The sequence below is a fragment of the Gillisia sp. CAL575 genome (genome assembly GCF_000403785.1).
In the GTDB taxonomy this organism is placed as follows: Bacteria; Bacteroidota; Bacteroidia; order Flavobacteriales; family Flavobacteriaceae; genus Gillisia.
Genome location: NZ_APHJ01000021.1, coordinates 147,803 through 159,839 on the forward strand (window position 1 = coordinate 147,803; position 12,037 = coordinate 159,839).

Below are 12,037 nucleotides of genomic sequence, written 5' to 3' on the forward strand. Positions count from 1 at the left end.
ATAGATTAAATTATTTTTTTTACTATTTTTAGCTTTAATTAAGGACTTTATTATCACTTCACAACTTAAAGGTTTAAAAATTTAATAATCAAACTTGAGAGTATTAGTATCCTTTATTATTATTTTTTCCAAATTTAATTTCTCAAATTCTGAAGTCAGAACCATTTCGTGTTCCCCTGTCAATCTTAATCTTGATATATTATAACCAATAATTTTAGCTGGGCTACCACCAATTACCAAACTATCTTGCTCTTCAGGCACTTTAAATTCTTTATTTACTATCGAATTACTTGCAACAACAGTTTTATCGGGTAAAATCGCACCTTTCATCAAACTAGATCTATTAGCCAACCAACAATCATCACCAATAATAATTTGTTTTTGTTTTGAAGCAACTTCCTTGGATCTACTATCTATTGTATAGTGAAAATTTGTGTCAATGATTTGAACATCCCACGCCGTTCTTAAATTTATACCTAAACTAATTTTCTGCTGCGATATCACTTTATTTTTACCCCCAAACGTCACGTTATTTCCAAATTGGATCTTAGCATTTTTGAAGCAACTTATACATGTTCCAGTGCCAACTCTAATATTTTCACCACCGATTAAAACCTCGCCATGATTTGTCCAGTGTGATGGTGCCTTACCAAGAATTTCACTATGGATAGTTGAGAAAACAAACATCTTACGTTTAATAGGAACTGTAAAATGAATTTTCCCGCTATTCCCATGGATAATAACCTTCTGATTCAACCAGAACGGTAATTTTAAAGCATCTTTATAGTTCAGAACTTTAAAATTGAAAATTATTGTCCTTATAAAATTAACTGCAAATCTTCCGTATCTATTCACCTTCACTTATTTACCAGTAACAAGCCCCTTCAACACTTTGAGCATTTTTAGGTTTTGTTACTTCGCCAGGTCTTACCCAATGCTCGTTCATTAAATTACTATAGCTGCCTTTAGGTATGCCCCAGGTTATTACTCCATAATCTGGATTTTCCCATCTTTTACCCCTAATACCGAACAACAACTGCAAAGCACCACCCAAATGGACCGCTTTCTTACCTTGCCTTTTCACATGAGCAGTTAATGGAAAACCATATGCCCCGGCTCCTATTAAGCATACGTCATAATCTTGTTTATCTATTTCTGCTTTCATATAGTCAAGGGCCTCAAACCAAGTTTTAAAAGCACTGTCACCCCCCAAACTTTGAACTGCTTGGATTGTCCTTAATTCAAATTCTGGCAATATCTCCTTATCAAATAAAAGACTTCTTTTTTTATACTGCTGTACAATGGTTTCGCTAAATGGATGAACAACCAATACCTTTTTACCTTTTAAAGCTGAAGTCCAAGGTGTTTCTGACCAAAATGGCTCCAATAGACGAAGATGCATATTTAAAGAATTTTTTGACCTATATATATCTACGTTTTTCTCTGTATATAACCACGATCCCAAAATATCCACCTCAGCTATATCTTTTAGCATCAGTTCGCAAAACTGAGAAATATGTTTTTCATCATTTGGAAAAAAACCTGCATTATTCTTCATACTATTCATTAGCTTTCTATTCCACCACCATTGGTCCGTTTTACCAACTAAATAAGAACTAATTCTATACTTATAATTTTTTATAGCTAAATAATTTAATAACATGTGTAATTCAAATGCCCCAAAACGAGCAATCATACAGGGCTCTGGAGCTAACAACTTTTCACTTATTTTTATTGAAGCCATTTCTTGCTCTTGAATACCACGCACATATTTAAAAGGCTGTTTATCAACTTTTTGATAAAATCTTCGGAAGACTTTCAGTGTATATATTAGTGGTTTATTCATGGGTTTTATAGAAATTTGAAGCCTCTAAAATATTAAAATGGTTTTTGAATAATTAAATAGAAAATTAGCATAGAATTGGTAGGTTAGTAATTGTTCCATCATCATCAGCTAAAATCCAGTCCTTCCCCTTAGGATAACCATGCCAGAAGTTTCGCGGACAAACTTTTATTCCTTTATTTAATAATGCTGGTTTATAGGAAAATGAGCTTTTACTGGTAATTAGTAAATCGGCGTAAACCATATGAAGAAAAGAGTCTACAGCCGTCATGTCAAGACAAAACTTTAAATTCCTAAATTTTTGAAATTCAGAAAAATCTTTTTTCTCACCCTGAGAAAAAAGATAAATTTTAACTGGCTTCTCAGTTTCAATATTATTTAAGACCTTCATTAATACTTTTTCAAAATAAGCATTATCCTGAAAGCGCATGAGCAAATTGGGATTCTGGTTTTCCTGGCCTATAACAATATCTCCACGACGTACATGAATGGCCACATTAAATTCATTTTTTGAATAAATAAGATTATCATTCTGTCTGGAACTTGAACTATAGAATTTCCTCTGTAAATCGTCAATTACACCATGTTGCGCACGGTAAAACTGGTCCTGTTCGGCAATAAAAACAACCTTTCTACCTTTATAAGAAGTTATTATTTTCTCTATCACTTCAATTTCTTTGGCACTGGTTTCGTCAAAAAGAGGAAGTAAGACTTTTTTGTATCCCTGTTTTTTGACTAATTGCTTTACAGTAATTTCATTCTCTCCAAATCCCAAGAAATCTTCCCATTTTGTTGAGGAGAATGGAATATGAGCGAATTTCAATCCAAAAAATCTTGCAAACCAATAACCTGCAATCCAATTTGCCATTTGGTGCCCAATACCTGCACCAGGATTTGGTACTGCTGAAAAATAATTATCATTATTACCTTTCACTATTCTTATATAATTGCTTATTTTTTTATGCCAGAAGGATCTATAAATAAAAATATCCAACTTATTTTTTCGGAATAAGCGAATAGTCTTCTGCCATAGTTTACGTTTAACTTTGCTTACTAAATCCGATGAATTCATAAAAAATACTGTATTTTAAAAATAACTATGTTACCCAAAAATTAAATTAGAATCTTACTCTTTTTGAGATATTTATTGAGAGCCTTCTGAATATTAATTTCTCCTCTTCATCCAATCCGAATATCCACACACACATTAGTAAAGAAATTGTGCTAACCACTAAAGAAATACATAATCTTAAAATTCCTTGTGAAAAAATAAAACTTGTAGAATAAGAAAGAAGGTAAGTAATCAAGAATGTAAGTATGCATGGGAAAATAACTTTTCTAATAAAATGTAGTAAAGATAGATTGCAATATTTTTTAGTGAAATATAATGTAATGCCTCCCTTAAAAAGAGCGTAAACAATAAAGACAATGTAAAGATAATAAGGAGGATATTCCATCCAGAACAATAAATAGGAAATAGGTAAAGGCAAAATTGTCAATATAGACTGGCAAATTTGAAATAATTTTATTTTTCCAACTGCGTTAATAGAAGTTACTAAAGTAAGGAACAATTGCTCAATAAGTCCTTTCATCAATAAAAGCTGGCAAAATATTACTGCAAAATTTGGAATATCTATTAACCATATCTTAAGTATATATTTTGTTTCAATTAAAAAGGGAACATAAAATATCAATAATAAAAAGAAGCCTAATTTACTGCCTATCAAAGAAGCTTTTAACATTAAACTTCTATTCCCCGCCCCTTCGCTTTTCGCTATCATCGGATTTAAAGCCCTTAACATAACATTCGCAAAAGCGCTCAGCTGACCACTAACCTGTGCTGCAATTCCTTGCGCTGCATTTATAGCTGTGCCAAAGAAAATATTTAGTACTATTCCTTGCCCATAATTGGCCACAATACTTGTAGAGGAACCTGCAAAAGACCAACCGGCAAAACTCGTCATTTCCCTAAACAGCGGTTTGTTATAATATTTTTTTATACCTATTTCTACTTCCTCATATTTTTTATGACAGTAAACTTGCCTTACTATAAGCAATACAACAGATAAAGAAGCCATAAGCAATCCGTAAGTCATCAATTTATCATAAGGAGAAAAAGAAAGGTATATCGCTATAGCCAGTTTTAAAACTACTTCTATAATCCTTAGAATAGCAACCAGGAGCATATTTTCATGCGCATTAATTACCGCGTCGTAAGGAACAGAAATTATAGTAAAAAAAGTGCTTATTATAAGGAACTGGAAAACATCTTTAGCTACATCAATACGGTCGGGCTCTATATTTAGAAACCCACTAAATAAAAAGTAACTACATCCATACAGGAATATTACAACTACAACAGCAACCCCTATATGAAGAAGGAGACTTATATTAAAAATTTGCTTTTGTTTTATCTCTACTCCTTCACCCTGGGCATAAGACATGAATCTTTGGGAAGCGGAAGCCATTGCTGTATTTAGAAAAGTAAGCATCGCGATGGCACCACCAACAAGATTAAATACGCCAAAATCCTTAATTCCTAAGGAAGATAGGATAAGCCTGGTGGTATAAAGTGAAACAAATACCGTTATGGCCATCTGGACATATAGAAATGCGGTATTTTTAGCTACTTTGTTAGCCTGGCTCATTCAAAACCAATTAGAATATTAGATGCAAGAAAAAGTAGTTTAGAACTCATTTTTTTAATTCCCAATGGCGTAATACTCAAAACCTATTTCTTTCATTCTCTTTTGATCGAGAAGTTTTCGTCCATCAAATATAAATGCCGGTTTCAACATATTCTCATAAATCTTTTTCCAGTCTAAAGATTTAAACTCATCCCATTCAGTTAGCACAGCAATTGCATGAGAATTTTCGCAGGCAAGAAAAGGAGTTCTAACTACCTTTAATAATTTACGGTTTTCAACCTCACTTCTTGTTCCAATATAATCCAGATCTGCATAGATCTGTTCTTCGGTTACTTTTGGATCATAAACAACAATCTCTGCCTGTTCATTCAACAAATAATCGGCAACATAAATTGCTGCAGATTCCCTAGTATCGTTGGTGTCCTTTTTAAAGGCCCAGCCTAATAAAGCTATTTTCTTTCCTGAAACGGTATTGAATAGTGTTTTCACAATATTGGCTGCAAATCTTCTTTTTTGATGGTCGTTCATTATGATAACTTGCTCCCAGTAATCGGCTACTTCATTAAGCCCATAACTTTTAGCGATGTAAACCAGGTTTAAAATATCCTTTTGAAAACATGAGCCTCCAAAACCAACAGAGGCTTTTAAAAATTTAGGACCTATCCTGGAATCCATCCCTACAGCTTTGGCTACTTCACTTACATCGGCACCAGTCTTCTCACATAACTCGCTCATCGCATTTATGCTAGAAACTCTTTGAGCAAGGAAGGCATTAGCAGTTAATTTTGATAATTCTGATGACCACACATTAGTAGTCAATATCTGCTCCTTAGGAACCCATTCAGCATATACATCTACCAGTGCCTGCATAGCATCTCGGCCTTCTTTAGAATCCATATCTCCTCCAATAAGTATTCTATCCGGATTATGCAGATCTTCTATAGCAGTACCTTCTGCTAAAAATTCGGGATTAGAAAGAATTTGATAATTTACTCCATTACCAGTATTATCGAGAATATTCTTTAAAGCTTGGGCAGTTCTTACTGGCAAAGTAGATTTTTCTACTACAATTTTATCTGTAGTAGAGACGCGGGCGATCTGCCGAGCACATAATTCGATATATTTTAAATCGGCAGCCATGCCTTTTCCAATTCCGTAGGTCTTGGTAGGTGTATTCACCGAAATAAAGATCATTTCTGCTTCAGCTATAGCTTTATCAACTTCCGTAGAGAAGAAAAGATTTCTTCCTCTTGCTTCCTTTACAACATCTGCTAAGCCCGGCTCATAAATAGGTAAGTTGTCGAGATCTTCATCATTCCAGGCAGCGATTCTTTTTTCATTAAGATCTACAACCGTAACGTTGACTCCCGGGTTCTTCTGAGCTATTACCGACATTGTTGGTCCTCCAACATAACCGGCTCCTATACAACAGATATTCTTAATCTTCATTTTATTTACTGATTTCGCTGATTAAAGCGGATACCACGGATTTGAGCGGATTGCGCAGATTACTATATTTTAACTTCTTTGAATTTGTCCTGATTATTCAAAAACCATTGATAAGTTTTTTGAATCCCTTCTTCTAGATCAGTCGAAGCTTTCCAACCGGCATCTTTCATTTTGTCTACATTCATCAATTTACGAGGCGTACCGTCTGGCTTGAAACTATCCCAGATAATTTCACCTTTATGACCTACAACTTTTTGAATTGCCTCTGCCAGTTCTTTTATCGTAAGGTCTTTTCCAGTCCCTATATTGTATAGGTGCTCGGGTAATTTATTTTCCAAGGCAAAAACAACAGCATCTGCCATGTCATCCACGTTTAAAAATTCCCTCATAGGGCTTCCACTACCCCATAGTTCGACAGGTTTATTATCGCTGTTCTTAGCCTCGTGAAATTTGCGGATCATCGCCGGAAGTACATGAGAAGTCTTTAAATCGAAATTATCATGGCTTCCATATAAATTGGTAGGCATCAGGCTTACATAATCTTTTCCAAATTGTTTTCTAATCGCTTCACAAGCCTTTACTCCTGCTATTTTAGCTATCGCATACCATTCATTGGTAGGCTCCAGGCTATCTGTAAGCAAATATTCTTCCTTTAACGGTTGGGGAGCCATTTTAGGATAAATACAGGAGCTACCAAGGAAAATAAATTTGTTTACTTCTGATTTATGAGCAGTATCTATCAAGTTATTTTGGATCTGTAAATTCTCCATTAAGAACTGATAAGGATATTCGCTGTTTGCCAGGATGCCTCCAACTCTCGCTGCAGCATCTATAACTACCTCAGGCTTTTCTGCTTCGAAAAACTGATTTACTGCTGTTTGATCCCTAAGGTCCAATTCTTTACTGGTCTTCCCTAAAAGATTAGTATACCCCTTGGCTGTAAGAGCTCTCCAGATAGCAGCGCCTACCATTCCACGGTGACCTGCTATGTATATCTTTGATTCCTTATTCATATTAATTTTACGTTTTGCCTGATGTCTTGACCGTTGATCAAATCTTCTTCTGATTACACGGATTAATGCGGATTACGCGGAATGTTTACGGATTTAAAAAATGATTCCGCGGATTGGTTCTATTGATGAGGCGTATTGGCTCTAACTGTGAGTCGTGTTGACAAAACGTTTCCACTTTAGGCTTTTTTCTCCAAAATTAATTAGCAATCCAACTTCTTTATTTGTTGCCTTTAGATAATTGATGACCTGACTCTCCAGATTCTTATTTAAGAAAGAAACTGATTTTATTTCCAGGATGATCTTTTCGTAACACACGAAATCGGCTATAAAATATTTGCTTAATTCAGAGCCGTCGTAGAAAACTTTTAGCTTTTTCTGAGTTTCGAAAGGTATTTCTTCTTTTTTCAATTCTCTCCTCAAAGCCTCTTCATATACGGACTCTAAAAATCCACTCCCCAAATTTTTATGAACAGTCATACACGCACCGATCACCTTGTAAGTTTCTTCTTCAAAAAGTAATTTACTCATCCGCGTAATCTGATTTAATCCGTGAAATGTTTTATTTATTCAAAGTAGTTTAAAATATTATATCCTCCTTCTTGCAAATGCTGCTCTTTCTGCATCAATTGCACATCACTCTGCATCATGTCTTTTACAAGGTCTTGAAGATCATATTCCGGGGTCCAGCCCAGTTTGGTATTTGCTTTTGTGGCGTCACCAATAAGCAATTCCACTTCTGTTGGTCTAAAATATTTTGGATCTACCGCCAAAACTTCTTTCCCTTCTTCCAATTGGAATTCAGGATTGCTACATGATTTTACATATGCCTTCTCGTCTACTCCTTCTCCTTTAAATTCAAGTTCTATCCCCACTTCTGCAAAACTCATTCTAACGAAATCTCTAACAGGAGTTGTCTTTCCGGTAGCGATCACCCAATCCTCAGCTTCTTCGGCCTGAAGGATCATCCACATCATTCTTACATAATCCTTAGCATGACCCCAATCTCTTTGTGCATCTAAATTTCCTAAATAAAATTTATCCTGTAATCCTAATGCTATACGGGAAGTAGCTCTGGTGATCTTTCTGGTCACAAAAGTTTCCCCTCTAATTGGTGATTCGTGATTGAATAATATTCCATTACATGCATACATTCCATAGGCTTCACGATAATTAACCGTGATCCAATAGGCGTACATTTTTGCAACTGCATAAGGACTTCTTGGATAAAATGGAGTAGTTTCAGATTGCGGCACTTCCTGTACCTTTCCATATAATTCTGAAGTGGAGGCTTGATAAATTCTAGTCTTCTTTTCTAAACCTAAGATCCTAACCGCATCTAAAATTCGCAAAGTTCCCAATCCATCTGCATTTCCAGTATATTCCGGAATTTCAAAGGATACGTGAACATGACTCATTGCAGCAAGATTATAAATCTCATCCGGCTGAATTTGCTGGATAAGACGTATTAAATTGGTACTATCTGTCATATCTCCATAATGAAGAATAAAACGTTGGTTTTCTTCATGAGGATCTTGGTACAAATGATCTATTCTATCTGTATTAAATTGCGATGCTCTTCTTTTTAAACCATGAACAACATATCCTTTCTTCAAAAGGAATTCACTTAAATAGGCACCGTCCTGTCCTGTTACACCTGTAATTAATGCTACTTTCATTTTTTACTCTCTATTATAATCGTCTTCAATTCTTATGATATCGTCTTCGCCAAAATATGTCCCATGCTGAACTTCCACAAATACTAAAGGTTCATTAAATGGGTTCTCTATTCTATGTTTTGCGCCTAGAGGAATTATTGCCACTTCTCCCGTAGAATAATCTTTAATTTCACCATTTAAGGTGATTCTTCCTGTTCCATTTACCATAGTCCAAACTTCTGCTCGTTTATGGTGATATTGATAGGAAAGTCTTCCACCTGGATTTACTTCTATTCTTTTAACTTTGTGAGTATCTGCATCTTCCAACACCCAATACTGTCCCCAAGGTCTTATGTCGTGTTCCATACTTATTTTATTAGTGGAGAACTAGCATCCTCCAAGATTTGATAAACTTCTTTCACTTTTTGAGAGGCTTCTTTAGTCAATACTAGATTTGCATCTGGAGTACAAACAAGGATGGAGTTTTCTAAGCCAACAAAGGCTGTGTATTTATCGCTTCCAATTACCATATTTCCAGCTTCATCTACAGGTTGTCCATTTTCTTTTAAATGATCATATACAGCTTCAAAGCTCCCCATGTCATTCCACTCAAAGCAAGACTTAACTACTTTTATCTTCTCACTATGTTCCATCACTGCATAATCTATGCTCACAGAAGGAATTGCCAAGGAGGCATTTAGATCTAAAAGTGCATTTTCTGATACTTGCCATGCCTCTAAAGATTTATTATAAACTTCCGGTGCATATTTTTTTAATTCTTCCAAATAGACTCCCGCCTGAACACAAAACATCCCGCTATTCCAAAGAAAGTTTCCGGCTTCTATAAAATTACAAGCATCTTCTTTGTTCGGTTTTTCTCTAAACGATAACACCTTCTCTGCATCATGCTCGATATAACCATATCCAGTTTCAGGTTTCGATGGCTCTATTCCAAAAGTCACAATGGAACCTTCTTTTGCTAACTCTATAGCTCTTTCTATAGATTTGGTATATTCTTCACCTTCTTTGATGATATGATCTGCAGGGGTAATTAGCAATATACTTTCTGGTGCTACAGCAAAAGCTGCAAAAGCAATTGCAGGAGCCGTATTACGTGGAGTAGATTCTACAATATTGGTATAATCTAAAACGTTCAGCTTTTTTAAACTAGCCTCTGAAAGTTCCGTGTTTTGTTGATTCCCAACCACAACAAGGCCATTTGAAAAAGCCGAATTTCGTTGAACAGCTAGTTCAAATAAAGAATTGTTAGAAAAAAGTTGAAGATATTGTTTAGGCCGTGATTGCCTAGAAAGGGGCCATAATCTGCTCCCAACGCCTCCGGTAAGGAGAACGTGAATAATTTGTTGCATGTTAGAAAGTAGGCTAATCTTTTGAAAGTAGGGCTAACAAAAGAATGAAAAATAATAAATTTAGGATGCTAATCTCACGGCTTCGCCGTTCTAAGTCCCATTTTTTGGGCTTAGGTAATCTGTTTATTTAATTTCCTTTTTTATAGTAAAAGGCAAAACTATACGTATTTACATCAAAACTATTACGGATAACCGCAATATAAAAAGACATGATTTTTTAAGTCGGCAAATCTATATTTTAAATGAAGAATCAACTATTGTTAAATGTTAAATATTTTAACTTTTAAAGCTATTTATCAACTCAAACGATTTCTTTAATTTTAACATTGATGGTAAAACCCAATAATGGTAAAATAAGTTTCATTCGCTGCTTCCCAATTTCCTTAACTACAGCTTCTTGTTCCTTAAAATTACCATTCGCAATTATTATTTTATCGCCAGCGCTAATTTGCAAAACTCGAGCTTCATCCACCTGATCATTGCTCATCCATTCCTTTAAAACTTCAATTTCAGAATCCCTTACAATCGCAGGTTTTCTTAACCAAAATAGGTATCGGGAGTTATTGATAAAATCAAAAACCTTTTCCCGAGAATTTTCGGCAATATTGATAAACACAAAGGAGTTGAACAAGGGGGTTTTCACCCTTTTTTTTCTATCGCTCCATTGGCGTTCTGTAGTTATGCTTGGGCAGTAAACCTCAAACCCATTATTTTCTAAAGTTTCTGCCACTTTAAATTCAGATTTAAACTTGGTGCATATTACAAACCACGGCATAGTATTCCTTATTCTTCACAAAATTGTGAGTTAGCATTCGTTTAAAATATTTCGGAGTAGGGCTTCGAAAAGAGTGAGAAAAACAAAAGTTTATTTCTCTAGCGCGAAGGTATTAACAAAGTTTTAATAATCCTCGAAAATTGATCCTGAGAGTATTAATTTATTGTGTTTTGAATATTTTAATACAATGTGATTAATGTTGCCACGAATGCACGAATATTTCTATAAACAAACTTGAGTGATAACACAAAATCTTTAGGGATCAAGAGACGAAATGTATGGGTAGTATTGTCTAGAATTTGAAAATTCCATACCTATCGAACAGTATAAAGAGCTCACTTGTATCGTCATGCTGTTCCGATAGCTATCGGAATTGTTTCAGCATCTGGTTTAATTTAAACCTGGGTTTTGATAGATTCTGAGGTTTAATCATATTTCGGCTAATTCCCACTTTAACATCCCCACAACATATCTCCACACTTAAAATTTGTAATTTTAATTCAGTAAAAAAAACATATAATGAAAAGTAATTTTAGTGAAATAATTAAAGGAGAGACTCCTGTGTTGGTAGATTTTTATGCCGACTGGTGTGGTCCTTGTAAAACTTTGGCTCCTATCTTAATAGAAGCTAAGTCTTCTCTTGGAGATAAAGTGAAGATCGTAAAAATAGATGTAGACAAAAACCAAGAGCTATCTTCCCAGTATCAGGTAAAAGGTGTGCCCACATTAATACTATTTAAAGATGGAAAACAACTTTGGCGACAGTCTGGAGTTGTCCCAAAACAGGAAATCGTTAGAATCATTGAGTCACATTCTTAAATGAGGAGTGAAGAGACAAAAGTGAAGAATGAAGAGTCTTTCTAGAAAAAAAAAGGCTTTCTCGTACTCTACTTGCTCAAGTTCCTAAAAATTACAACATATTTCTAATTAGATAATAACACACACAAACCCCGAACAAAAATGTTTGGGGTTTTTTTATTGAAAATAATCTCTAGAGCTCCTTCTAGACTAAGGTCAGGCTCCTAGTTTGCGCTCGGAGTTCCGATAACTATCGAGATCTCACCAAACAAAATTGAACACAAAAAAACCCGAACAAAAAATGTGCGGGTTTTCTATTGAAGTTGGCCTACTAGGGCTCGAACCTAGACTCTTCTGTACCAAAAACAGACGTGTTGCCAGTTACACCATAGGCCAGTATTTCAATACGGGTGCAAATTTAAAACAAACTTTATTTTACGCAAACATTTTTTCATCTTTTTTATAAATTATTTTTGGATTTTATTT

Annotated in this window: 12 protein-coding genes and 1 tRNA gene; 1 reads left to right on the top strand and 12 read right to left on the bottom strand. The window is 34.9% G+C overall.

Translation table 11 applies throughout. The features are described 5' to 3' along the window. Window positions 1-81 precede the first annotated feature (81 nt). The 11 genes from I130_RS03495 to I130_RS03545 all read right to left on the bottom strand — a co-directional run bounded on the left by I130_RS03495 (window position 82) and on the right by I130_RS03545 (window position 10,753). Window positions 82-855 carry a hypothetical protein gene (locus I130_RS03495; protein ID WP_198012030.1) on the bottom strand — a complete coding sequence of 258 codons (774 nt, stop codon included), beginning with the start codon at window positions 853-855 and terminating at the stop codon, window positions 82-84. A gap of 10 nt (window positions 856-865) precedes the next feature. Next, window positions 866-1,846, bottom strand: a complete 981-nt coding sequence (locus I130_RS03500) for a hypothetical protein (protein WP_034919511.1) — start codon at window positions 1,844-1,846, stop codon at window positions 866-868. Between the two features lie 64 nt (window positions 1,847-1,910). Next, window positions 1,911-2,915 carry a hypothetical protein gene (locus tag I130_RS03505; protein ID WP_034919515.1) on the bottom strand — a complete coding sequence of 335 codons (1,005 nt, stop codon included), beginning with the start codon at window positions 2,913-2,915 and terminating at the stop codon, window positions 1,911-1,913. Between the two features lie 46 nt (window positions 2,916-2,961). Next, window positions 2,962-4,491, bottom strand: a complete 1,530-nt coding sequence (locus I130_RS03510) for an MATE family efflux transporter (protein ID WP_034919521.1) — start codon at window positions 4,489-4,491, stop codon at window positions 2,962-2,964. Window positions 4,492-4,545: 54 nt separating this feature from the next. Beyond that, complete coding sequence (locus I130_RS03515; protein ID WP_034919524.1) at window positions 4,546-5,940, bottom strand: UDP-glucose 6-dehydrogenase; 1,395 nt, start codon at window positions 5,938-5,940, stop codon at window positions 4,546-4,548. Window positions 5,941-6,002: 62 nt separating this feature from the next. Further along, complete coding sequence (locus I130_RS03520; protein WP_034919527.1) at window positions 6,003-6,953, bottom strand: GDP-L-fucose synthase family protein; 951 nt, start codon at window positions 6,951-6,953, stop codon at window positions 6,003-6,005. A 141-nt stretch (window positions 6,954-7,094) separates the two neighbouring features. Next, window positions 7,095-7,481 carry a GxxExxY protein gene (locus I130_RS03525; RefSeq protein ID WP_034919531.1) on the bottom strand — a complete coding sequence of 129 codons (387 nt, stop codon included), beginning with the start codon at window positions 7,479-7,481 and terminating at the stop codon, window positions 7,095-7,097. 35 nt (window positions 7,482-7,516) lie between these two features. Beyond that, a complete protein-coding gene (gene gmd, locus I130_RS03530; RefSeq protein ID WP_034919534.1) occupies window positions 7,517-8,629 on the bottom strand; it encodes a GDP-mannose 4,6-dehydratase in 1,113 nt (370 codons plus the stop codon). 3 nt (window positions 8,630-8,632) lie between these two features. Further along, window positions 8,633-8,974, bottom strand: coding sequence for a phosphomannose isomerase type II C-terminal cupin domain (locus I130_RS03535; RefSeq protein WP_034919538.1), 342 nt, complete (start codon window positions 8,972-8,974; stop codon window positions 8,633-8,635). 2 nt (window positions 8,975-8,976) lie between these two features. Beyond that, window positions 8,977-9,978: a mannose-1-phosphate guanylyltransferase gene (locus tag I130_RS03540; protein WP_034919542.1), complete on the bottom strand. Its 1,002-nt coding sequence runs from the start codon at window positions 9,976-9,978 to the stop codon at window positions 8,977-8,979. 301 nt (window positions 9,979-10,279) lie between these two features. Then, the gene (locus I130_RS03545; protein ID WP_034919547.1) at window positions 10,280-10,753 is read right to left on the bottom strand and encodes a UpxY family transcription antiterminator; all 474 of its coding nucleotides are present in this window, start codon (window positions 10,751-10,753) and stop codon (window positions 10,280-10,282) included. A gap of 519 nt (window positions 10,754-11,272) precedes the next feature. Here I130_RS03545 and trxA point away from each other — a divergent pair. Next, window positions 11,273-11,572, top strand: coding sequence for a thioredoxin (gene trxA, locus I130_RS03550; protein WP_034919550.1), 300 nt, complete (start codon window positions 11,273-11,275; stop codon window positions 11,570-11,572). A gap of 302 nt (window positions 11,573-11,874) precedes the next feature. Here the strand turns inward: trxA and I130_RS03555 are convergent. Beyond that, window positions 11,875-11,947 (bottom strand) — tRNA-Gln (locus I130_RS03555). Between the last annotated feature and the right edge of the window lie 90 nt (window positions 11,948-12,037).